Consider the following 21,749-nt stretch of genomic DNA (forward strand, 5'->3'; position numbering starts at 1 on the left):
AACCACTACAGTTAAGTGACGATAGCCTAGGAGATACACCTGTACCCATGCCGAACACAGCAGTTAAGCCCTAGAACGCCGGAAGTAGTTGGGGGTTGCCCCCTGTGAGATAAGGTAGTTGCTTAGCCAGAATCCGCCATAGCTCAGTTGGTAGTAGCGCATGACTGTTAATCATGATGTCGTAGGTTCGAGTCCTACTGGCGGAGTAAAGAGAAATCTTTAGTTTATTTATGGTCCGTTGGTCAAGGGGTTAAGACACCGCCTTTTCACGGCGGTAACACGGGTTCGAATCCCGTACGGACTATAATTGGAGGATTACCCAAGTCCGGCTGAAGGGAACGGTCTTGAAAACCGTCAGGCGTGTAAAAGCGTGCGTGGGTTCGAATCCCACATCCTCCTTAAGTGATGAAGGTGCTAATCGGTTTGTATGACGACTAGGAAGTTAGCCTGGATATACTTTATACTATTGACGCGGGATGGAGCAGCTAGGTAGCTCGTCGGGCTCATAACCCGAAGGTCGTAGGTTCAAATCCTGCTCCCGCAATTTGATTGTGGATATGGCTCGGTAGCTCAGTTGGTAGAGCAATGGATTGAAGCTCCATGTGTCGGCGGTTCGATTCCGTCTCGCGCCATTTATTGAATAATTCGGAAGGGTAGCGAAGAGGCTAAACGCGGCGGACTGTAAATCCGCTCCTTCGGGTTCGGGGGTTCGAATCCCTCCCCTTCCATATCTTTACGGGCATAGTTTAAAGGTAGAACTAAGGTCTCCAAAACCTTCAGTGTGGGTTCAATTCCTACTGCCCGTGTTTAACTATGGCGGGTGTGGTGAAGTGGTTAACACATCAGATTGTGGCTCTGACATTCGTGGGTTCGATTCCCATCACTCGCCTATTTTATTATTGGGGTATAGCCAAGCGGTAAGGCAAGGGACTTTGACTCCCTCATGCGTTGGTTCGAATCCAGCTACCCCAGTTATAGTATACTAGCCGGCGTGGCGGAATTGGCAGACGCGCTGGACTCAAAATCCAGTGTCCGCAAGGACGTGCCGGTTCGACCCCGGCCGCCGGTATAGTAATAAAGACAAGGTTTATAAGCCTTGTCTTTTTGTTTTGAGGTGATAAAATTTGAAGTTGAGTTACTAAAAATTACTTAATGTTTTGTAGTATAATATGTTATATAAGCAAGAGGAGGAACCATTATATGAAGACACTTTATCATTATACAACAGTTGAAACATTACTTCTGATATTAAATTATAAAACATTGAGATTCAAAAGTTTACTTTATGTTGACGACCCATTAGAACCTTCAACTTCAGACTTTGGTAATCTAGGTGGATTTAAGTATGTGTCTTGTTGGACTGATACTCCTAATAGTATTCCACAATGGACAATGTATTCTGATAATATGACAGGAGTGTGTATAGGAATTAGTTTTGACAAAGAAACTGATGTCTTTTTAACGGAAAAATTTTCTTTATCTGAATCTTCTGAACCAATTGATATGGTAAATGCATTACATCCTGTAAAATCAGGCTTATTAGTTACAAATAATAAATATGTGCCATCTTTGGAACAAATACGGTATACTGATGATGTTTCATTGATTACTCCTCAAGTAGTTTCTTCAGATGATAAATTCACAACTATTAATTTAGCTTCAAATGGTATCTATAAGACAACTGAGTGGAGTTTTCAAAATGAGCAAAGATTTTCTTTTCAAATTTTTCCATTACCAATAGATTTAGTTTTGGAATCAATGAGTGCAAATAAAGGAGATTTGACTGAAATATTTAATAGTTTTAATTCTGTTAAACCTAAAGAATACTTTGATTTAGATTTAAATCCGACTATATTCAATAATATGACAATTACTTTTGGTAAAAGATGCTCTGCTGAAGATAAGTTGAAAGTATCAAAATTTTTAGAGGATAATAAATTTCATATTCCTTTATTTGATAGTTCTGTAAATATAAAGCCTTAAATTAGGTCATCTAATTTATCAGCTAAATCTTTTTGCTTGCTTGGATACAAGTGAGAATAGGTATCAATTGTAGTTGTTATAGAAGCGTGTCCTAGCCTTTCTTTCACAACTAAATAATCTTCCCCCTGATTTATCAATAGAGAAGCGTGTGAGTGTCTAAAATCGTGTATGCGTATCATTTTAAGTGTGTTATCACGTTCAAGGATTTTCTTATACTGCTTTTCTATGGCATTTTTTGTAATTGTGATAGGACTACTTTGAAACACTTGTAGAGTCAAGTTATCGCTAGTAAAATGCTCTAATAGATGTTTTTGTTGCTGTTGCCAATCTTGTAGTTCTTGGCTTAATTTTTTATTGAGAACAATTCTTCTTGTTCCTGCTTTAGTCTTAGTTGTGTTGATATGACTTATCCCTTTATTGACATAGACAGATTTTGTGATATGAATTGTATTGCTTGAGAAGTCGATGTCTTGCCATGTTAGTGCGAGTGCTTCTCCAAGTCTTAATCCCGTAAAGAATAGAACAGTAAAGAGCAATTTGATATTGTATTCTTCTGGTTCAAATAGTGTTAAAAACTGCTGAAATTCTTTTACTGTCCAAAACTGCATTTTAGTTTTTTCAATTGGTAATTTTTTTAGTAGTTTTACAGGATTTGTTGAGTAATAGCCTTTTCGCAAGCCGATGTCAAAAATCTTTTTAAGCAAAATCATGATTTTATTGATAGTATTTGAGCTTAATAGGTTGTCAGAATTTTGGGCTACTTTTTTCCTAAGGTGTTCTCTAAACTGGTAAATGTCTTCATAGGTTAATTTTCCGACATTATCAACTTTTGAAAAATAATCTTTAATGTGTTTATTGTAGTTATTTTCTTGTGTGTTGATATAGCTTACTTTTCGATGATTTATATTGTCTTCTTCTTTTAGTAGTTCATAGAGCATAGAAACAGTTATTTTAGCGCCATAGAAGCGTTCTTTCAGCTCTACACTTCTTAGGTAGTGTTCTGCTTCGGTAGCTTCTTTTTTGGTCTTGTAGCCCTTTCTAACTACTCTACGTTGTTTTAGTGTTATTGGGTCAAAACCATTACTAATATCAACTATCCATCCACCGTCTTTATCTTTTCTAATTGCCATATATTACCCCCTAGAAAGAGAGCTATTTTGGACATCAAAACCAAGTAATTCAGTAGCGATAGAAGCAGGGATAGTTCCAATTCGCTTATTTTGGTACACTCTAAAACCTCTTGCAATTAGTAGTTCTTTTCCCTGTCTGATAATTCGTTTAGAAGTTCCCTCAGAGAAACCAAGGGCAATGAGGTCATTCTTATTTATAGTTGTTATCATGTGACTTACTCCTTTGTATCTAACTTTATCTTTTTGTAGGTAACGTGATTATCGAAATACTGACCGTCTTTATAGACTTTGCTGGTGTATTCCGTTTCATATAGGACGGTTGAGCTGTTATAGTCAAAAGTTTCGTAGCTATAGAACTTATCTTCATCAGGCTTTTTCAAATTGCGTGATGATAAATAGGCTTGTTTACTAAAGTTTTCCAACAGCTCTTGTCCGATACCTTTTTCAAAATATTTGGTAACATATCGACCGCGGTTTTCTTTGCTATCGACATCAACTTTATTTATCCGTACTGCTCCGTGTCCCCAAAGCTCTAATAGTTGCCTATGTGGAATATAGGGAACGCTGAAAAGTAGAATATGAGCATGCCATGCTCCACGTTTTTGCTTTTCTAATACTGCAATATATCTTAATTGGCTTTTTTTAGTTTTAAATATGTGATAGTTAAAGCGTTTGATAAATGTTTTGAGTAAGTCTTTGAATTCGTTTCTCTCGCTGATATTTTCTTTAGTGGTTAAGGTAAGAAAAGAAGTCGTATCATCAAAGTTACAATCGACTAGACGGAGTAAGTTCCACTTTGCTTCTAAGCGAGTTTTTTTCATGCGTTCAAGACGTTGTTCTTGTTCTTCTGGTGTTAGTTCATCAAATGTTCTGCGTTTTGATTTTTCCTTGTTTTCAGCATTAGTATCTATAGTTGATTTTCCTTTTGAAAATATTGGCTTTTCATATTCCCAAATTTCAATATAGGAAGCGGTGCGAATAATTTTTTTATTATAATTACTCATAAAAAAACGCACCTTTATTATAGTTTTCGCCAAAAGACTGTCTATATAATAAATAAACTAGGAGGAGCAAAGCTCCTCCCTACTTCTATCATGTGATCCTAAGCACCGCTCCGCTAAACACGCTTCCAGCTTGCCGACTGCTTGTCGGCAGTTTTGCTTAGGTGTATGATAAGAAGTATGGTTATTTTGCGACGGGTAAAATGTCTGAACAAGAAAACCAGAGATTTCCGTTGAACTGACCGACATTCAAATCTTTTAGTATCACAGGACAAGTTTTATTATTTACCATTTCTTGAACTGTTAAAGTGGGTGTCAGAGTATTTACTTTAACCTGTATCATCTCCATGAAGAAATCACTATTTTCATCTTGAATTGACACATTTAGACGAAATGCAGTAGGCTTATTAGTTTCTCTATCTAATACTTCTGTATAGCCTTTTACGGCAAAGAAGCGGTTACCTAGGAGTTCAGGTTTTAAAAAATCATTGAGTTTCATAATAGTTTCCTTTCTTTTTACCTCCTGCCAAAGCAGTCGGTTTGCTCTTTTTCTCTATTGGAAAGACTGCCTATTCCAACAGAGAAAAAAGACCGTCATTAGTAGTTTGGTAGAATTTTCCTAACTATCTGCAAAAAATCCTGTTTAGTTTTAACATCAACGAATGGAACGATTGTCAGTACTGGTTCAATCGAATTTAGACCATCAGCATGAAAGAGTGCTTCACCTTTTCTATCAGATACAGTAGGCACGTTCTCCAAATCACACATAGAGAAAGCCATTTTCAAGCGGTCAGCCCCTGGATTACCGAGGTATAAAACTGCTGAAATTTGATTTCTCAGTTCAACTGGGATATTCTCAGCATTAGGGTCTTGTGTGGACAGGAGTAAATGACAGCCCGCTTGTCGTCCTTTACGTGCAATTAGTCCTAGATTTTGCAGAATTTCATTCCATAGCTCTTTTCCTTGTTTACTAGAGCCACAACTATCACGAATGGAAGCTAATTCATCAACAAACAGAAAGTTTGGGGTCATTTCTAAATCGTAGGCATCGGCATTTAATGAACTATTCTGTTTGATAACTTCAAACCTTGCATTCATAATATCTACAAATTCTCTTGATAATTTTGCTAACATTTGGGGCGAAGAGCCTATTGCTATTTGCTCACCTAACTCTTCTTGAAGAAGTTTACCAAGGGAATATAAGTCAGCTCCTTTACCATCTACGATACCTAGATAGGTGCTATCATCAGTACCGCACCCCTTTGCAAGTGCATTGAATAAAAACCATTGTAAGGCTATTGTCTTTCCTGTGCCTGTACGCCCGTAAACACCGATATTAGTATTCGATTTTAGGCTGAATTGTTGGGTATTTGACAGTTTAATAACTGGACTAGAAATACTTTGGAAAAATTTTCTTGTTAAATTATTATTGAAAACATACTGTTCAATTTCTTCAATGTGCCCAAGTTGATAAATAACACAATTAGGTAGTTCTTTTTTGGAAAGTAAAGGAAGTCCAAGACCTGCTACCAAATTATCCTCCAAATTCTTTAAACGTTTTGTCCATTTGTCTCCAAAAAGTGGAGCAGAGATAGTTACTGCATTATCGTTAGAGATATCGAAAGTTAGTATAGCAGTATTTAGAATTCTATCCCCGTCAGAATCATATAACTTCAAACTTTCAAGAATATACCAAAGGCGTTCACGGATAAATAAAGTTTTACCTATTCTCTTCTTAATTGCGATAAATGCCTTATTAGTAAGAAATATACTCCCTAAAAGGAAAATTACTACAATTAAACGTGGCAGAAGTAGAGGAATTGCGGACCAGTAGTAAAACAACATTAGAACAAATATAATATTAAAAACTATCCTAAATAATTTAAGTTTTTGACGAGTTATAAAAAACGGTTTCCGTTCAATTTGAACTATTTTCTTCAATTTTATCAGCTTCATTAGTCCCCTCTTTCCAAATGATTGGCAGATACTTGTTGTTTCTCCTAACTCTCAAATTTTTACGAACCGTTGCGTAGTCCTTTAATCCTAGAGTTCCTGCAATGATTACACCATCTTGTTTATCAAGTATAGAAAGTAATATGAAAAAATTTCCCGTTGTTGCGTGTGGTAGCATTGAAGGGAATAATAGTTCAAACTCATTATTTGAAGTAGTGTGGTCACAAATAACTAAGATATTGTTTTCCCACCCGAAGTCAAATTGTTTGTTATCAAGAATTTGAAAATATGGACTGGCTCTAGGCAAAACAATTTGCTTAGCAATAACTGATGTTTCTGTTAATTGTAAAAGAAGAGCACTAGGATTAGAAGTAAAGCCAATAATAGTCATATCACTACTTTCCTTTTATTTCGCTAAATAATACAACTAATGGGAGGAGTGAACCTCCCATTAGTGCTAGATATAGCTATTAGCATGACGTCGTGTCTTACCAGCTGAGATATCTTCCAACATGGTCTTACCATCTTTGTAATGGTGACGAGCAGAGGCATATGCCAGTTTCCGAGCTAATGCAGTCTGGACGGTTTTAAGGCCGAGACGTTTTTTCCAGGCATCTGCAATATCACTCACATCATCGGAAATAGTAACCTCTCCTGTTAGTGCATTAGCCTTGGATTGCAAAGCTTTAAGTTGTCCCTCTGATGAGGAATAGATAAATTTGACAAGTTCTTTAAACATAAGAACACTCCTTTTCAGATATTATATTTAGAGGATATTCCTCTATATTCAGTATTATACTATAAAAAAAACATAAAAGTCAACAACGGAATGCAATATTTGAAAAAAATCTCTCCATGTGATAAAATTTAATACATAATAATGGTCCGATAATGTTAGGAGAAGCTATGGAAACTAGAAATGAAAAATTTAGAAGATTATCAGAAGCTCGAATGACGAAGGTTTTTTCAATTTTAAACATATTGAGAAATCAAAGTGACAAATCAAAATACACTTTTTCAAAATCAGACATTGAAGAGCTATTTGGAGCGTTGGAACAAAAAGGTGAAGAAATAAAAGAGTTTTTCACTAGCCCCATTACAATAAAAACAGTCAATCTTAAAAACTCTTTTCATTATTCTGTGGTTGATACAAGTAATGATAAAGAAGTATCTTTTAAGAAATTATCGACTGCAAGGGTAGAAAAAATTTTTTCACTTATGAATTTGATTGCAAATCTTAGCAATAAATCGAATTATAATTATAGTGATTGGGAAGTGGAAGAATTGTTTTCAGCTTATGATGAAGAAGTAAAAAAATGTAAAGTATTTTTCGAAGAAAAGAGAACAGTATTTAAATATAGTTAATAAGTCATGAATACTAAAAAGTTACTAAAAATAAAAAAATCCACAGTTTTTACGATAGAGAGAATTTCTAATAATGCTGATTTGACTGGTTTTTATTCTTATAAAACCTCAAGAACCAAACTCAAAATCCAGTGTCCGCAAGGACGTGCCGGTTCGACCCCGGCCGCCGGTATAGTTTATAGTAAGAGAACGTTGAGTAATCAGCGTTCTTTTTGTGTATTCCATAGTTCATTTTGCCTCATAGTTTTTCAGTTCTTCCTCAATGAAAATCAAGATTGGACGAGTCAAGGTAGAGGCTGACAGAATTGACATTCGGTAAACGAATACTCTATGAACATCAACAGTAGATTAGGAAACGAAGGCGAAGGTAGTTGAAATAGTTGATAACTATTTCAAGTTGGAAATAAGAAAAGTCACGCCTTTTCTCAATAGTTCCCTTGAATATGAAGGAACAATGTCCTATCTTCGTTTTTAAGCTCGGGCTTCTGTGGTCATTTTCGTATTTCTAGGTGACCAGTTGAAACAGTTCACCGAACTGTTTCAATCCCAAAGGGATTCTTATCTGTAATCGGCTAAAGCCGAAGCAGCTACCTATTTTCTGAAGGGATTCTCATCTGTAATTGGCTAAAGCCAAAACAGCTGCCTATCTTTTTTCACACAGAGTTTAGGGCTTGTTCAATGACGTGAGACTCTGCTCAATAAGTTCCATCCTACTTTCAAATGAACAGGCTGAAAATCTCCAGTTGAGATATCAATTTGACAAGGGAAGATTTTTATGATAAGATTAACTGGTTAATTAAATGATTAAGGATTGGTAAAGTGGATGCAACCATTAGCTCATCAAATTGAACAGACTTTGCATGAAATCATCTTGAATTCGGAGAATCAATTAGAAATCTTAGTAGGAGCTTGTCAGAGTGAGATGCGTCTGACCAATACTCAGGAACATATTTTGATGCTAATTGAAAATAATGCCTTTACAAATAAAGAGATTGCAAAGCAATTAAATGTGAGTCAGGCTGCGATTACCAAGGCAATTAAGACCTTGATTGCTCAAGATTTATTGGTGGCGGTTCGGGATAGTCGTGATGCTCGGATTGTTCGATATAGTTTGACTGATTTGGCAAAGCCGATTGCTGAGGAACACGCTCATCACCATGCGCATACTCTGGCCTCTTATCAGGAGTTGGTGGGTCAATATTCAGAAGAGGAACAAGTGATGATTAGTCATTTTTTGACAGATTTGGTAAAGAAGATTCGGAAAGAAGCATGAGATATATTACAGTAGAGGATCTATCGTTTGTATATGATCAGGAGCCTGTTTTGGAACATATTCACTACCATTTGGATAGTGGTGAATTTGTGACTTTGACAGGCGAAAATGGTGCAGCAAAGACTACCTTGATTAAGGCGACATTAGGTATCCTAAAGCCTAAGGAGGGGAAGGTGCTTATCTCAGAAACCAGTATTAGTGGGAAAAAGCTGAGAATGGCTTATTTGCCCCAGCAGATTGCCAGTTTTAATGCTGGCTTTCCTAGTACAGTCTATGAGTTTGTAAAATCTGGACGCTACCCGCGTCAGGGCTGGTTTCGGAGATTGACAAGTCATGATGAGGAACATATTCGGACAAGTTTGGAGTCTGTTGGGATGTGGGAGCATAAGGATAAACGACTGGGAGCTTTGAGTGGAGGGCAGAAACAGCGAGTTGTGATTGCTCGGATGTTTGCCTCAGATCCTGATATTTTTATCTTGGATGAGCCGACAACAGGGATGGATAGTGGAACGAAGGTTGCCTTTTATGAATTGATGCACCACAGTGCAAAAAAACATGGAAAGTCTATTTTGATGATTACACATGATGCGGATGAGTTACGTGACTATGCAGATCGTAATATTTATTTGGTACGCGACCAAACATCTCCTTGGCACTGCTTCAATGTGCATGACAAGGATGAGGAGGTGACACATGCCTAGCATAGTTGATGTTTCGATTTTTCATTATGAGTTTATGCAACGAGCATTTCTAGCGATTATTGCTATGAGTCTATTTTCTCCGATATTGGGGATTTTCCTCATTTTACGACGTCAGAGTTTGATGAGTGATACGCTCAGTCACGTGTCGTTAGCAGGTGTGGCTCTAGGACTTGTTGTTGGGATGTCGCCGACCATTTCGACCCTCATAGTGGTTATAGTTGCAGCAATTTTTTTGGAATATTTACGGACCTTGTATAAGAGTTTTATGGAAATCGGGACAGCCATCCTCATGTCTACAGGTTTAGCGGTATCTTTGATTGTCATGAGTCGTTCGGGTGGAAAGAGTAGTTTAAGCCTAGAACAATACCTATTTGGCTCAATTGTAACGATTAGTCAAGAACAGGTGATGGCTCTTTTTGCGATTGCAACAGTTGTACTAGTCTTGACCGTGTTCTTTTTACGCCCCATGTATATTTTAACCTTTGATGAGGATACAGCCTTTGTGGACGGTCTGCCTGTTCGAGCGATGTCCCTTGCTTTTAATATGGTGACAGGGGTAGCGATTGCGCTCATGATTCCAGCCGCGGGTGCTTTATTGGTATCAACGATTATGGTTTTACCTGCCTCAATCGCGCTTCGCTTAGGAAATAGTTTCAAAATGGTGATTGGGCTTGGCATGGTGATTGGGTTTGTCGGAATGCTTTCCGGACTGTTCCTGTCTTATTATGCAGAGACGCCAGCTAGTGCAAGTATTACGTTGATTTTTATCAGTATCTTTCTGCTGATGAATGTTGTCCATAGATTGAAAAGATAGGAGAAGCTATGAAAAAAGTAGTAGCATGTCTAATGGGACTCAGTGTCCTTTTGCTAGTAGCATGTGGGTTGCAGACGGAATCAAAAAAGAAGGATATTCAGATAGTGACGACCTTCTATCCCGTCTATGAGTTTACAAAGCAAGTGGTAGGGGAAGAAGCAGATGTTTCTCTTCTTGTGAAAGCAGGAACCGAGCCTCATGACTTTGAACCGTCGGCTAAAAATATTGCAGAAATTCAAGGAGCTGACGTTTTTGTATATGAAAATGAAAATATGGAAACTTGGGTACCAGACGTGTTGAAATCTGTTGATAGCAAGAAAATCCAGGTTATCAAGGCGACAGAAGGGATGTTACTCTTACCAGGTGGTGAAGAAGAGGAAGAACATGAAGAGGGAGAAGAAGGGCATCATCACGCCTATGATCCCCATGTGTGGCTCTCACCAGAGCGTGCTATCTCATTGGTAGAAAGGATTCGCGATGGCTTGGTAGCTAAGTATCCGGAGAAGAAAGCAGTATTTGAGAAGAATGCAACAACTTATCTGACAAAATTACAAGCCTTACATGCGAGCTATCAGGCAAGTTTATCGGTTGCTAAGCAAAAATACTTTGTGACCCAGCATAGTGCTTTTTCTTATCTAGCCTTGGATTATGGCCTGAAGCAGGTATCGATTACAGGGGTATCTGCTGATCAAGAACCAACCCCTTCTCGTCTGGCAGCATTGACCAAGTATATCAAGCAATATGGGATTCAGTATATCTACTTTGAAGAAAATGCTTCAAAAGCAGTAGCGGAGACCTTGTCAAAGGAGACGGGTGTAGAGTTGGCTGTCTTGAATCCGTTAGAAAGTTTGACGGAGGAAGCGATAAATAACGGAGCGGATTATATTTCAGTGATGGAAGATAATTTGAAAGCCTTGGAAAAAACAACGAGTCAAGCTGGACCGGACATTCTCCCGGAGGAAGGAGAAGGGACAGAAAAGACAGTCTATGCTGGTTATTTTGAGGATAGCGCAGTTAAAGACCGGACTCTATCTGATTATGCAGGAAAATGGCAGTCAGTCTACCCTTATTTGCTAGATGGAACATTGGATCAGGTCTTTGATTATAAAGCTAAATTGAGCGGTCAAATGACGGCTGAGGAATATAAGGCTTACTATGACAAAGGTTACAAGACCGATGTGGAGCAGATTCGTATTAGCAATGATACTATAGAATTTGTGAGTAAGGGTCAAGCAGAAAAACACACCTACAAATATATGGGTTATCAAGTCTTGACTTATAAGAAGGGAAATCGAGGGGTGCGTTTCCTATTTGAAGCAACAGATGCCGATGCGGGACGTTTCAAGTATGTGCAGTTTAGTGACCACAATATTGCCCCAACGAAAACGGGACATTTCCACCTCTTCTTTGGTGGCGAGAGTCAAGAGAAGTTATTCAGTGAGTTAGAGAATTGGCCAACATACTACCCAGATGGCTTAACTGGCCTTGAAATTGGTCAAGAAATGTTGGCGCATTGATACCGTGTATCGAGGTTGGGACTTGGGTTCCGACCTTTTTTATTGAGTATAAATATGATAATCTATAGTCAATCTTCTCTAATTTTTCTTTATATTTTCTCCGCCTCCTCATGCCTTTGTTTGAAGAGAGTGACGTAGAGTGTGAGGGAGTGGTGAGATGCACTACAGACTGTCGAGTAGAAATAGTTGACAAATAACGGCTACAACTGTAAACTGTAGACGAAAGGAGGTGCTGTCATGGGGCAGATAATGTCGGCTGCGGAATGGCAAGTGATGCGGGTGATTTGGGCCTATCCAGGGCATACATCTAGCCAGATTATTGCTAGCTTGCAAGAAGGTTTTGATTGGCAGGCTACCACAATCAAAACACTTTTAGGACGTTTGCGGAAAAAAGCCTATTTGGAGATGAAAAAGGAGGAGGGGCAGTACCACTACTATCCATTGGTAGCTGAAAAGGAGCATCTGCAACAGCAACTTCAAATGTTGCTGGATACTATATGTTCCACTAAGCATGGGGAAGTAGTCGGGCAATTATTGGAAATGGGGAGTTTTTCGTATTCTGATTTAGAAAAATTGCGCCATCAAATAGATTATCAGCTACTAACGGCACCTCAACATTTACAATGTCATTGTTTGGCAGGTCAGTGTACCTGTCATCATCATGAAGGGAGAAATCAGTATGCAGACGATTAAACTTAGCAATCTATCCTGCCAAAATTGTATCAAGCACGTAACTGAGCGTTTTAAGACCATGCCAGGTGTAGTAGATGTGACCATTGATTTAGATCGACAAGTGGCAAGTGTTAAAACCAGTGTCAACTATTCTTTGGAAGACTACCAAGCCAGCCTTTCAGATACTGTGTACGAGGCGGTTGAGACTCTTTAAATATCGCTTCGTCAACCGTCTATCGGTGTATGGGTTTGTGCAATACAAAAAGCTATAGAGCAACACATATGATTGGTTGGTTCTATAGCTTTTATTCTTGGTCATGTCTTATACTCTTAAAAATCAAAAGGATACGTTGTCAAGAGTCTCGGTGAACGCCAGTTCTACCTTCGTCTTTGTTTCCTAGTCTACTTTTGATTTTTAAAGGGTATTAGTATGTTTCAAGTGTTTGAGAAAGGCTTCAAGCGGTAGAGGGTGTTGACTAATGACAATCTGCTCCCAAAAACAATCGTCTTTTTTCCTTGGAATGAGGTGGGAGTGGAAATGCGTTCCCTTGTCCATCAAATCCTTGTCGTTTCTTGCGAGGGTGACGCCGTCAATTGGCAGAGTCTGTTCTAAGAGCCTTGTGATTGTCTGCTCTACCTCTGCCAGTTCATGAAGGACAGGTAGAGGTAGTTCAGAAAGGCTGGTGAAATGCTCCTTGCTGATGATTAACAGGTGTCCTGTTTGAATGGGGTCAATATCCCAGACTAGCTTGAAATATTCGGTCTGATAGAGGATGTTTTCTTCTAAAATATCATGACAAAAGATACAGTGCATGGCCTTATCCTTTCTTTGGTAGGAGGGGCTTGTCGCCTGAAACAAAAAATGGGTATAAAAATAATTGGCCTATTTAGAAGTACCAACCATTCTAGTATAACATAAATATAAGTAAAAAACAGACTTGATTTTTTTAATAATGCCTTATCATAAAGATGTAAGAGCATTCAAGATGGTTTATTAGAAAGGAGTTTTTGATTCAATCAAGCTATCAGTCAGTTATCACTTCGTTTTATTTTTAAGTTTGTCAGTATTGGAGAACAATGATGTTAGAATACTGTTTTGATCTATTTTTAAAAGTTTTACCGGTTATTTCTTGTGTTGTAGCAGCCCAGTTAGTTGTAAAAGCAAAAAATAAACATTCAAAGGAAAAAGAAATAGAACAGTAAATGAATTCGATTTTTCTTATTCTTTACACCTCTTAGTTTCTAAAATGAGTAGCCTTGTGTCAAACAGTCTGGGAATAGACTGTCGGAGCATCAGTTTAGAAATGCAAAAGCGAACAAGGTCTAGTTTCTGTTGTTCAGAAATGGTATCTTGTTCGCTTTTAAGTTTTCTAGATGTGATTAGCGTTCTGACATCTACTACTTTTTAAAAATCAAAAGGCTACTTGGTCAACTTTTCACTCGACAACTTTCCTATGTTGCTGTAGCTGTTGTGAACGATATTCACTTACGGATACCCTATGGGGACACTTTGAGTTTTACACAGACCTTTTAACGTCCTCACATCTTAGCTGTTTTAATGTTAGTTAAATGTCAGTACAAAGTATTTTTTCTTCCCGCGGCGGATAACGGTCAATTCATTTTCGAGTTTATCTGCTTCCGTTAGTATGTAGTCAAGGTCCTGGATGCGGTCTCCATTGATGTAGATGGCTCCGTTTTGGACATCTTCACGGGCTTGGCGCTTTGAGGTGACCACCCCTGCGGTGACCAGAAGTTCAATGATGTTGAGGTTATCATCTGCCGTTACCATGTAATTTGGTACGCCACGAAGTCCTTGTTTCAGTTCACTGACAGAAAGATTTTTGATAGCCCCTGCAAAAAGTTGCTCAGTGATGTTGAGTGCCTCTTGATAAGCTGTTTCACCGTGGACGAGAGTAACGACCTCTCGGGCAAGAATTTTTTGTGCTAGGCGTTCATGTGGTGCTAGCTCGAATCGCTGGCAAATTTCTTCGATTTCATCGAGTGGCAGGAAGGTGAAAATCTTTAAGAAACGAATGGCGTCAGCATCCATAACGTTCATCCAGAATTGGTACATCTCATACGGAGATGTCTTGTTAGCATCAAGCCAAACAGCATTGCCTTCAGATTTGCCGAATTTTTTTCCAGTTGAATCAGTGATGAGTGGAACAGTCACCACGTGACCAGTTCTATCTGCTTTACGACGGAGTAATTCTGTACCAGCCGTCATATTGCCCCATTGGTCACTACCACCGATCTGCAAGGTGACATCATGTAAGCGATTGAGTTCGAAGAAATCATATCCCTGCATAATTTGGTAGGCGAACTCGGTATAAGAAATCCCTGTTTCAATCCGCTTTTTTACAGACTCTTTACTCATCATGTAGTTGACGGTAAAGTATTTTCCAACATCGCGCAGGAAATCAATAAAACTAATCTTGCTGAACCAATCGTAGTTATTGGTCATAACAGCCTTGTTGTCGCCATTTTCAAAATCGAGGAAACGAGATAACTGACCTTGGATTTTCTCGACCCAGCCATCAACAGTTTCTTTTGTTTGAAGACTACGCTCTGCATCTTTGAAGGACGGATCTCCAATCAAGCCAGTTGCACCTCCCACGAGTGGATAGGGCTTATGGCCGGCTAGCTGTAAGTGGCGGCAGACGAGGATTGGTACTAGATGCCCTAAGTGCAGGCTATCAGCAGTTGGATCGTAGCCTGAATAATAAGAGACTTGCCCTTCTTCTAAGGCTTTTCGCAAAGCATCTTCATCTGTAGTTTGAAAGATTAAACCACGTTCTTTTAGCTCATCAAAAATGTGCATGTCTCTTCTCCTTTAAGTTGTTCATCAGCTTCCATTGTACCATATTTTGGGGGAAATCGTGCAGGAAATTTTCGTCAAAACATAAAAAATATGATAAAATAAGGAGATGAGGAGTTATCTATGACGACTAAATTACCTAAGAAAACGAAAGAAATCATCTCCCTCACAACCAGTGATATAACTGGTATTGTTCTGAGGACCTTAAAACTACTAGTAGACTTTGGAGCTATTGTCATTTTTTTGTTGGGGGTATTAGGAGCAGGTCTTGGCTTGGGCTATGTTGCCAGCCTTTTTGATAGTGTAACTGTACCGAATGCTACGGAATTAGTAAAGCAAGTGACCGATATTAGTCGCATGTCTAAAGTTGTCTATGCAGATGGTAGCCTTGTTTCAGAAATTAGTTCGGATCTATTGCGGTCTCCAGTAGGGAGTGATGCAATTTCTGACAATGTCAAGCAGGCGGTCATTGCGACAGAAGATGCGACGTTTGAAAGTCATAATGGCGTCGTTCCGAAAGCAGTTATACGTGCGGCGCTCGGTTCGGTTGGTGTCGGTTCATCAAGTGGAGGCTCGACCTTGACCCAGCAGTTGATTAAGCAGCAGATTGTGGGAGATGCACCTACCTTTAGTCGAAAAGCAAATGAAATCATCTCTGCTCTCGCCCTTGAGCGTGCGATGAGTAAGGAAGAGATTTTAACGACTTATTTGAATGTCTCTCCCTTTGGGCGCAATCATCAAGGACGCAATATTGCTGGAATCGAGGAAGCGGCACGTGGAATTTTTGGAAAATCAGCTAACGATTTAACGGTCCCCCAAGCAGCTTTTGTCGCAGGCTTACCTCAAAGCCCTATCGTTTATTCACCTTATACAGCGAGTGGTGGGCTTAAATCTGAAGAGGGGCTATCTTACGGGATTGAGCGTTCAAAAGATGTCTTGTATAACATGTACCGTTCTGGCTATCTTACCAAGGAGGATTACGAGACCTATCTCGCCTACGATATCAAGAAGGATTTTATTGCACCGGCTCCTATTTTAAAGGATAGTAAAGATTACTTGTATTATGCGGTCTTGTCAGAAGCAGAAAGTATCATGTACCATCATTTGATTAAGAGAGACAAGGTGTCTGCGCAGGATTTGAAAAATGATGAGACGGTCAAAGCCTACAAGGAGTTAGCGAAGCAGAATATTAGCCAGGGAGGCTATACCATTACTAGCACAGTCCATAAAGATATCTATAGCACCATGCAGTCTGTTGTGGCAAATTATGGCGAGGTGCTAGATAGTGGGGGTGGTCTGGTTGAAACAGGAAGTGTTCTTCTGGATAACCGAACAGGTGCGATTTTAGGATTTGTGGGTGGCCGAGACTATAGTTCCAATCAGAATAATCACGCCCTTAGTACCAAGCGGTCTCCAGGGTCTACCGTCAAGCCCTTCTTAGCTTACGGGGTCGCCATTGATCAAGGGCTACTCGGTTCTGCGAGTATCCTGTCCAACTATCCAACGACTTTTTCTGATGGAACCTCTATTATGCACGGCGATAGCAGGGGGACAGGGATGATGACCTTGCAGGGGGCCTTGGATGTATCTGCCAATATCCCGGCTTTTTGGACCTACAAGATGTTGAGAAATGCAGGTGTGGATGTCAAGTCCTACATGGATAAGATGAATTACGATATTGACCTGTATGACATTGAAAGTCTCCCGTTAGGGGGCGGGATTGAGACGACGGTTGCAGCCAATACAAACGCCTACCAGACCCTTGCTAACGGAGGTGTTTATAATGAGAATTATATCGTGGAGAAAATCACAGCCCATGATGGGACAGTGATTTATCAACACGAGGCAAAGCCCGTACAAGTTTATTCAAAGGCAACATCAAGCATCATGATGATGTTGTTGAGAGGGGTCTTAGCTTCAGGAGCGACCTCTACTTTTTCAGGGCGCTTAGCAGCAATGAACCCCCAAGCAGCAGCTAGTGATTTGGTTGGAAAGACAGGAACCAGTAATGATACAGCCGATGTATGGCTCATGTTGGCTACTCCCCAGATTACCATGGGAACCTGGGCTGGACATGATGATAATACTGGTATGGACTTTTTAACAGGGTATAACAATAATGCGGCCTATGTAGCCTATTTGACGAGTGCCCTCTATGAAGTGAGACCAGATCTTTTCGAGGGTCACTTCCAGTTGGATGATAGCGTCATTGCTTCAAGTGTCCTGGCTTCTACTGGAACGCGAGCTGGTACTGTTCAGGTCAACGATACAGCCATTACGCTAGGAGGTGGGGTGACAACGAGTTATTGGGCTAAGAATGGGGCACCAGCCATAAGTTATCGCTTTATGATCGGTGGAACAGATAGTGATTATGCCAAGGCCTGGGCTACCTTGCTTCCTCCTGCTCCTACACCCGAACCAAAGTCTTCATCAAGTACAAGCTCATCGGCCCCTACAACAAAGCCATCTTCAAGCAGTGCCTCTAATCGTTAGTGGCAGAGAGGAATGGAGAGCGAGAATGATTGATGCAGTGAAATGACGATTACCTTCCACCGTCTCCTGACACTATCAACATCATTCCTAAGTTAGTGTTAGCATAAGACCCTTTTGAAGGGGAGCTATCTTTGGTTAGGGGCCTACGGCGTGGAGGGAAGAGGGCGAGGCTTGCAAAATAAAGAGAAATAATGTATAATATACCTATATTATTTGTCGTGTGTCTTGTTTGAAATATTGTCCAAGCAAGGCTTACAGCAGTTAAATCATACTTGGTTAAGGAAGATTTAGCTGCTCTTTTTGTGCTTATTTTTGGTATTTTTTGAGGATTGTCATCAAATCTTAAAGATTCTAAAAATTCAGACAAAACGACAATGGACGGTCTCGTTAGCTAGACTTAGAGAAAAAAGAAGGAGCTAAAAACTTGGCAGGACATGAAGTTCAGTACGGCAAGCACCGTACCCGTCGTAGTTTTTCAAGAATCAAGGAGGTTCTTGATTTACCAAATTTGATTGAAATTCAAACCGATTCATTCAAAGAATTCTTGGATCATGGTCTTAAAGAAGTCTTTGAAGATGTGCTCCCAGTATCCAACTTTACAGATACGATGGAATTGGAATTTGTTGGTTATGAATTGAAGGAACCAAAGTATACTTTAGAAGAAGCGCGTATTCATGATGCGAGTTATTCAGCTCCCATCTTTGTCACCTTCCGCTTAATTAACAAAGAAACAGGTGAAATTAAGACACAAGAAGTATTTTTTGGTGAGTTTCCAATCATGACTGAAATGGGGACCTTTATCATCAATGGTGGTGAGCGGATTATCGTGAGCCAGCTCGTGCGCTCACCAGGTGTCTACTTCAATGATAAGGTTGACAAAAACGGAAAGGTTGGCTATGGGTCAACCGTTATCCCAAATCGTGGAGCCTGGCTAGAGCTTGAAACCGACTCAAAAGATATTGCCTATACACGGATTGATCGGACCCGTAAGATTCCATTTACCACCCTTGTTCGTGCACTTGGGTTCTCAGGTGATGATGAAATCTTTGACATCTTTGGGGATAGCGAATTGGTGCGCAACACCATTGAAAAGGATATTCATAAAAACCCAGCAGATTCACGTACGGATGAAGCCCTAAAAGAGATTTACGAACGCCTTCGTCCAGGGGAGCCTAAGACGGCAGAAAGTTCACGCAGCTTGTTAACTGCACGTTTCTTTGACCCACGCCGTTATGACTTGGCGCCTGTCGGTCGTTATAAGGTTAATAAAAAATTGAACCTCCGTACGCGCTTGCTCAACCAAACCTTGGCAGAACATGTTATCAATGCTGAAACAGGGGAGATTGTCCTTGAAGCAGGGACTGTCTTGAATCGGGATGTGCTGGAGTCTATTGAAGAACAGTTTGATGACTTAAACGTGGTTGAATACATCCCGAATGATGCAGCGGTTGTAGTAGAACCAGTCCTACTCCAAAAATTTAAGATCGTAGCACCGACTGATCCAGATCGTATTGTGACAGTGATTGGGAATGCGAATCCAGCAGAGAATGTTCGGACGATTACACCAGCAGACATCTTGGCTGAAATGAGCTACTTCCTCAATCTTGCTGAAGGTCTCGGTCGCGTTGATGATATTGACCATCTGGGAAATCGTCGGATTCGTGCTGTAGGGGAACTACTATCTAACCAAGTACGGATTGGTTTGACACGTATGGAGCGCAATCTCCGTGAGCGCATGAGTGTGCAAGATAATGAAGTTCTCACTCCGCAACAGATTATCAATATTCGTCCTGTAACTGCCGCGATTAAAGAGTTCTTTGGTTCATCCCAGTTGTCTCAGTTCATGGATCAGCACAACCCACTTTCTGAATTGTCTCACAAACGTCGTTTGTCAGCCTTAGGACCTGGTGGTTTGACACGTGACCGTGCTGGTTATGAAGTTCGTGACGTGCACTACACTCACTATGGTCGTATGTGTCCGATTGAAACACCTGAAGGGCCAAACATTGGGTTGATTAACAACCTATCTTCTTATGGACATTTGAACAAGTATGGCTTCATTCAAACACCTTACCGTAAGATTGACCGCAGTACAGGTACCGTTACAAATGAGATCGTCTGGCTGACTGCGGACGAAGAAGATGCGTATATCGTAGCACAGTCTACCTCTCCACTTGATGAAAACAATCGCTTTGTAGACAAGATTGTCATGGGACGTCATCAAGGGAATAACCAGGAATTTCCAGCAGATTCTGCTGATTTCATGGATGTATCACCTAAGCAGGTAGTGGCCGTTGCGACAGCATGTATTCCTTTCCTTGAAAACGATGACTCCAACCGTGCCCTTATGGGTGCCAACATGCAGCGCCAGGCTGTGCCGTTGATTGATCCTAAAGCCCCTTATGTGGGAACTGGTATGGAATATCAAGCGGCCCATGATTCGGGAGCGGCGGTGATTGCTCAGCATAATGGAAAAGTAATCTACGCAGATGCAGAAAAGGTAGAAGTACGTCGTGAGGATGGCTCACTTGATGTTTACCATATTCAAAAATTCCGCCGTTCAAACTCAGGTACAGCTTATAACCAACGTACTCTTGTTAAGGTGGGGGATGTTGTCGAAAAAGGCGACTTTATCGCAGATGGTCCTTCTATGGAAAATGGGGAAATGGCGCTTGGACAAAACCCAATCGTTGCCTATATGACGTGGGAAGGATATAATTTCGAGGACGCAGTTATCATGAGTGAGCGTCTGGTGAAAGACGATGTCTATACCTCTGTTCACTTGGAAGAGTATGAGTCAGAAACGCGCGATACCAAGTTGGGACCTGAAGAAATTACCCGTGAAATTCCAAACGTTGGTGAAGATGCTCTTAAAGACTTGGATGAAATGGGAATTATTCGTGTTGGTGCTGAGGTAAAAGAAGGCGACATTCTTGTCGGTAAGGTTACTCCGAAAGGAGAGAAAGACCTGTCTGCAGAAGAACGTCTCCTCCACGCTATTTTTGGTGATAAGTCTCGTGAAGTCCGCGATACATCACTTCGTGTGCCTCACGGTGCTGACGGTGTCGTTCGTGATGTGAAAATCTTTACCCGTGCTAATGGCGATGAATTGCAATCTGGTGTCAATATGCTGGTTCGCGTCTACATCGCTCAAAAACGGAAGATCAAGGTCGGAGACAAGATGGCGGGACGCCATGGAAATAAAGGGGTTGTCTCTCGTATCGTACCAGTTGAGGATATGCCATACCTCCCAGATGGGACGCCAGTTGATATCATGTTGAATCCACTCGGGGTACCGTCTCGTATGAATATCGGACAGGTTATGGAACTTCACCTTGGAATGGCAGCCCGCAATTTGGGTATTCATATTGCAACACCAGTCTTTGACGGAGCGAGTTCAGAAGACCTCTGGTCAACGGTTAAGGAAGCAGGTATGGATAGTGATGCCAAAACGATTCTCTATGACGGTCGCACCGGTGAGCCGTTTGATAACCGTGTATCTGTCGGGGTTATGTATATGATTAAACTCCACCACATGGTAGACGATAAATTGCATGCCCGTTCGGTCGGTCCTTACTCACTGGTTACTCAACAACCTCTCGGAGGGAAGGCTCAGTTTGGAGGACAACGTTTTGGTGAGATGGAGGTTTGGGCGCTGGAAGCCTACGGTGCATCAAATGTCCTTCAAGAAATCTTGACCTACAAGTCAGATGATGTTAATGGTCGTTTGAAGGCTTATGAGGCGATTACCAAAGGGAAACCAATTCCAAAGCCAGGTGTACCAGAGTCATTCCGTGTCTTGGTGAAAGAGTTACAATCACTAGGTCTTGACATGCGTGTCCTTGATGAGGATGATCAAGAAGTAGAACTTCGTGACCTTGATGAAGGGGAAGATGATGATATCATCCACGTAGATGACTTGGAAAAAGCGCGTGCAAAGGCCGCGGCGGATGCTGCAGCTGCGTTCGCTGCGGAATCAGAAGAATAAGGATAGGTAGGAACAGGCACACACCTGTTTCTAGCTGCTCC

Annotated in this window: 20 protein-coding genes, 10 tRNA genes and 1 rRNA gene; 22 read left to right on the forward strand and 9 right to left on the reverse strand. The window is 40.5% G+C overall.

The genetic code is table 11. The features are described from left to right. The first annotated feature begins 11 nt into the window (after positions 1-11). The 12 genes from rrf to BVE84_RS07670 all read left to right on the forward strand — a co-directional run bounded on the left by rrf (position 12) and on the right by BVE84_RS07670 (position 1,983). Positions 12-127, forward strand: a 5S ribosomal RNA gene (gene rrf / locus BVE84_RS07615). 5 nt (positions 128-132) lie between these two features. Beyond that, positions 133-206 (forward strand) — tRNA-Asn (locus BVE84_RS07620). Between the two features lie 26 nt (positions 207-232). Then, a tRNA-Glu gene (locus tag BVE84_RS07625) sits at positions 233-304 on the forward strand. A gap of 5 nt (positions 305-309) precedes the next feature. Beyond that, a tRNA-Ser gene (locus BVE84_RS07630) sits at positions 310-399 on the forward strand. A gap of 71 nt (positions 400-470) precedes the next feature. Further along, positions 471-544 (forward strand) — tRNA-Met (locus BVE84_RS07635). Positions 545-559: 15 nt separating this feature from the next. After that, positions 560-632, forward strand: a tRNA-Phe gene (locus BVE84_RS07640). A gap of 15 nt (positions 633-647) precedes the next feature. Continuing rightward, positions 648-728, forward strand: a tRNA-Tyr gene (locus BVE84_RS07645). Positions 729-735: 7 nt separating this feature from the next. Then, a tRNA-Trp gene (locus tag BVE84_RS07650) sits at positions 736-806 on the forward strand. Between the two features lie 10 nt (positions 807-816). Continuing rightward, positions 817-889: transfer RNA gene (locus tag BVE84_RS07655), tRNA-His, on the forward strand. 11 nt (positions 890-900) lie between these two features. Beyond that, positions 901-972: transfer RNA gene (locus tag BVE84_RS07660), tRNA-Gln, on the forward strand. Between the two features lie 13 nt (positions 973-985). Beyond that, positions 986-1,069: transfer RNA gene (locus BVE84_RS07665), tRNA-Leu, on the forward strand. A gap of 131 nt (positions 1,070-1,200) precedes the next feature. Then, positions 1,201-1,983: a DUF2971 domain-containing protein gene (locus BVE84_RS07670; RefSeq protein ID WP_076996463.1), complete on the forward strand. Its 783-nt coding sequence runs from the start codon at positions 1,201-1,203 to the stop codon at positions 1,981-1,983. On the opposite strand, the gene BVE84_RS07675 is transcribed toward BVE84_RS07670, so the two are convergent. From BVE84_RS07675 to BVE84_RS07705, 7 genes are all read right to left on the reverse strand, one after another. After that, positions 1,980-3,113, reverse strand: coding sequence for a tyrosine-type recombinase/integrase (locus BVE84_RS07675; protein WP_076996464.1), 1,134 nt, complete (start codon positions 3,111-3,113; stop codon positions 1,980-1,982). The two genes, BVE84_RS07670 and BVE84_RS07675, sit on opposite strands and share 4 nt — an antisense overlap. Positions 3,114-3,116: 3 nt before the next feature. Further along, the gene (locus BVE84_RS07680; protein ID WP_000633419.1) at positions 3,117-3,323 is read right to left on the reverse strand and encodes a DUF3173 domain-containing protein; all 207 of its coding nucleotides are present in this window, start codon (positions 3,321-3,323) and stop codon (positions 3,117-3,119) included. A gap of 5 nt (positions 3,324-3,328) precedes the next feature. Then, complete coding sequence (locus BVE84_RS07685; protein WP_076996465.1) at positions 3,329-4,117, reverse strand: rolling circle replication-associated protein; 789 nt, start codon at positions 4,115-4,117, stop codon at positions 3,329-3,331. 181 nt (positions 4,118-4,298) lie between these two features. Further along, complete coding sequence (locus BVE84_RS07690; RefSeq protein ID WP_000772804.1) at positions 4,299-4,613, reverse strand: hypothetical protein; 315 nt, start codon at positions 4,611-4,613, stop codon at positions 4,299-4,301. Positions 4,614-4,711: 98 nt separating this feature from the next. Continuing rightward, a complete protein-coding gene (locus BVE84_RS07695) occupies positions 4,712-6,070 on the reverse strand; it encodes a P-loop NTPase family protein (protein ID WP_076996466.1) in 1,359 nt (452 codons plus the stop codon). Further along, the gene (locus tag BVE84_RS07700) at positions 6,033-6,458 is read right to left on the reverse strand and encodes a hypothetical protein (protein ID WP_076996467.1); all 426 of its coding nucleotides are present in this window, start codon (positions 6,456-6,458) and stop codon (positions 6,033-6,035) included. Before BVE84_RS07700 ends, BVE84_RS07695 begins: the two co-directional genes overlap by 38 nt. Positions 6,459-6,524: 66 nt before the next feature. Next, positions 6,525-6,806 carry a hypothetical protein gene (locus BVE84_RS07705; protein ID WP_000471938.1) on the reverse strand — a complete coding sequence of 94 codons (282 nt, stop codon included), beginning with the start codon at positions 6,804-6,806 and terminating at the stop codon, positions 6,525-6,527. A 167-nt stretch (positions 6,807-6,973) separates the two neighbouring features. Here BVE84_RS07705 and BVE84_RS07710 point away from each other — a divergent pair, with 167 nt between their 5' ends. The 7 genes from BVE84_RS07710 to BVE84_RS07740 all read left to right on the forward strand — a co-directional run bounded on the left by BVE84_RS07710 (position 6,974) and on the right by BVE84_RS07740 (position 12,623). Then, on the forward strand, positions 6,974-7,432 hold the full coding sequence (locus BVE84_RS07710) for a hypothetical protein (protein ID WP_000450049.1): 459 nt from the start codon (positions 6,974-6,976) through the stop codon (positions 7,430-7,432). Between the two features lie 823 nt (positions 7,433-8,255). After that, on the forward strand, positions 8,256-8,705 hold the full coding sequence (locus BVE84_RS07715) for a zinc-dependent MarR family transcriptional regulator (protein WP_076996468.1): 450 nt from the start codon (positions 8,256-8,258) through the stop codon (positions 8,703-8,705). After that, a complete protein-coding gene (locus BVE84_RS07720; RefSeq protein WP_076996469.1) occupies positions 8,702-9,406 on the forward strand; it encodes a metal ABC transporter ATP-binding protein in 705 nt (234 codons plus the stop codon). Before BVE84_RS07715 ends, BVE84_RS07720 begins: the two co-directional genes overlap by 4 nt. Then, positions 9,399-10,220, forward strand: a complete 822-nt coding sequence (locus tag BVE84_RS07725) for a metal ABC transporter permease (RefSeq protein WP_076996470.1) — start codon at positions 9,399-9,401, stop codon at positions 10,218-10,220. Before BVE84_RS07720 ends, BVE84_RS07725 begins: the two co-directional genes overlap by 8 nt. An 8-nt stretch (positions 10,221-10,228) precedes the next feature. After that, positions 10,229-11,737 carry a metal ABC transporter solute-binding protein, Zn/Mn family gene (locus BVE84_RS07730; protein ID WP_076996471.1) on the forward strand — a complete coding sequence of 503 codons (1,509 nt, stop codon included), beginning with the start codon at positions 10,229-10,231 and terminating at the stop codon, positions 11,735-11,737. 237 nt (positions 11,738-11,974) lie between these two features. After that, the gene (locus BVE84_RS07735; RefSeq protein WP_076996472.1) at positions 11,975-12,430 is read left to right on the forward strand and encodes a CopY/TcrY family copper transport repressor; all 456 of its coding nucleotides are present in this window, start codon (positions 11,975-11,977) and stop codon (positions 12,428-12,430) included. Next, positions 12,417-12,623: a heavy-metal-associated domain-containing protein gene (locus BVE84_RS07740; protein ID WP_076996473.1), complete on the forward strand. Its 207-nt coding sequence runs from the start codon at positions 12,417-12,419 to the stop codon at positions 12,621-12,623. The genes BVE84_RS07735 and BVE84_RS07740 overlap by 14 nt, the downstream gene beginning before the upstream one ends. A 201-nt stretch (positions 12,624-12,824) precedes the next feature. Here BVE84_RS07740 and BVE84_RS07745 read toward each other — a convergent pair whose 3' ends face one another. Beyond that, complete coding sequence (locus BVE84_RS07745; RefSeq protein WP_076996474.1) at positions 12,825-13,223, reverse strand: HIT family protein; 399 nt, start codon at positions 13,221-13,223, stop codon at positions 12,825-12,827. 263 nt (positions 13,224-13,486) lie between these two features. Between BVE84_RS07745 and BVE84_RS11270 the strand changes: the two genes are divergently transcribed. Further along, positions 13,487-13,612, forward strand: a complete 126-nt coding sequence (locus BVE84_RS11270; RefSeq protein WP_256765665.1) for a hypothetical protein — start codon at positions 13,487-13,489, stop codon at positions 13,610-13,612. Between the two features lie 358 nt (positions 13,613-13,970). Here the strand turns inward: BVE84_RS11270 and tyrS are convergent, their stop codons facing one another. Continuing rightward, positions 13,971-15,230: a tyrosine--tRNA ligase gene (gene tyrS / locus BVE84_RS07750; protein ID WP_076996475.1), complete on the reverse strand. Its 1,260-nt coding sequence runs from the start codon at positions 15,228-15,230 to the stop codon at positions 13,971-13,973. 120 nt (positions 15,231-15,350) lie between these two features. On the opposite strand from tyrS, the gene pbp1b reads away from it, so the two are divergent. Together pbp1b and rpoB are read left to right on the forward strand one after the other, a co-directional pair. After that, the gene (gene pbp1b / locus BVE84_RS07755) at positions 15,351-17,720 is read left to right on the forward strand and encodes a penicillin-binding protein PBP1B (RefSeq protein ID WP_076996476.1); all 2,370 of its coding nucleotides are present in this window, start codon (positions 15,351-15,353) and stop codon (positions 17,718-17,720) included. A gap of 424 nt (positions 17,721-18,144) precedes the next feature. Further along, positions 18,145-21,708 (forward strand): DNA-directed RNA polymerase subunit beta, encoded by a 3,564-nt coding sequence (rpoB, locus tag BVE84_RS07760; RefSeq protein ID WP_076996477.1) that lies wholly within the window; start codon positions 18,145-18,147, stop codon positions 21,706-21,708. The last annotated feature ends 41 nt before the right edge of the window (positions 21,709-21,749 follow it).

Source organism: Streptococcus azizii (assembly GCF_001984715.1).
In the GTDB taxonomy this organism is placed as follows: domain Bacteria; phylum Bacillota; class Bacilli; order Lactobacillales; family Streptococcaceae; genus Streptococcus; species Streptococcus azizii.

Bases quoted from the DNA above. Each gene is read 5' to 3' on its own strand.
- BVE84_RS07670 (WP_076996463.1), top strand. From the start codon at position 1,201: ATGAAGACACTTTATCATTATACAACAGTTGAAACATTACTTCTGATA.
- BVE84_RS07675 (WP_076996464.1), bottom strand. From the start codon at position 3,113: ATGGCAATTAGAAAAGATAAAGACGGTGGATGGATAGTTGATATTAGT.
- BVE84_RS07680 (WP_000633419.1), bottom strand. From the start codon at position 3,323: ATGATAACAACTATAAATAAGAATGACCTCATTGCCCTTGGTTTCTCT.
- BVE84_RS07685 (WP_076996465.1), bottom strand. From the start codon at position 4,117: ATGAGTAATTATAATAAAAAAATTATTCGCACCGCTTCCTATATTGAA.
- BVE84_RS07690 (WP_000772804.1), bottom strand. From the start codon at position 4,613: ATGAAACTCAATGATTTTTTAAAACCTGAACTCCTAGGTAACCGCTTC.
- BVE84_RS07695 (WP_076996466.1), bottom strand. From the start codon at position 6,070: ATGAAGCTGATAAAATTGAAGAAAATAGTTCAAATTGAACGGAAACCG.
- BVE84_RS07700 (WP_076996467.1), bottom strand. From the start codon at position 6,458: ATGACTATTATTGGCTTTACTTCTAATCCTAGTGCTCTTCTTTTACAA.
- BVE84_RS07705 (WP_000471938.1), bottom strand. From the start codon at position 6,806: ATGTTTAAAGAACTTGTCAAATTTATCTATTCCTCATCAGAGGGACAA.
- BVE84_RS07710 (WP_000450049.1), top strand. From the start codon at position 6,974: ATGGAAACTAGAAATGAAAAATTTAGAAGATTATCAGAAGCTCGAATG.
- BVE84_RS07715 (WP_076996468.1), top strand. From the start codon at position 8,256: ATGCAACCATTAGCTCATCAAATTGAACAGACTTTGCATGAAATCATC.
- BVE84_RS07720 (WP_076996469.1), top strand. From the start codon at position 8,702: ATGAGATATATTACAGTAGAGGATCTATCGTTTGTATATGATCAGGAG.
- BVE84_RS07725 (WP_076996470.1), top strand. From the start codon at position 9,399: ATGCCTAGCATAGTTGATGTTTCGATTTTTCATTATGAGTTTATGCAA.
- BVE84_RS07730 (WP_076996471.1), top strand. From the start codon at position 10,229: ATGAAAAAAGTAGTAGCATGTCTAATGGGACTCAGTGTCCTTTTGCTA.
- BVE84_RS07735 (WP_076996472.1), top strand. From the start codon at position 11,975: ATGGGGCAGATAATGTCGGCTGCGGAATGGCAAGTGATGCGGGTGATT.
- BVE84_RS07740 (WP_076996473.1), top strand. From the start codon at position 12,417: ATGCAGACGATTAAACTTAGCAATCTATCCTGCCAAAATTGTATCAAG.
- BVE84_RS07745 (WP_076996474.1), bottom strand. From the start codon at position 13,223: ATGCACTGTATCTTTTGTCATGATATTTTAGAAGAAAACATCCTCTAT.
- BVE84_RS11270 (WP_256765665.1), top strand. From the start codon at position 13,487: ATGATGTTAGAATACTGTTTTGATCTATTTTTAAAAGTTTTACCGGTT.
- tyrS (WP_076996475.1), bottom strand. From the start codon at position 15,230: ATGCACATTTTTGATGAGCTAAAAGAACGTGGTTTAATCTTTCAAACT.
- pbp1b (WP_076996476.1), top strand. From the start codon at position 15,351: ATGACGACTAAATTACCTAAGAAAACGAAAGAAATCATCTCCCTCACA.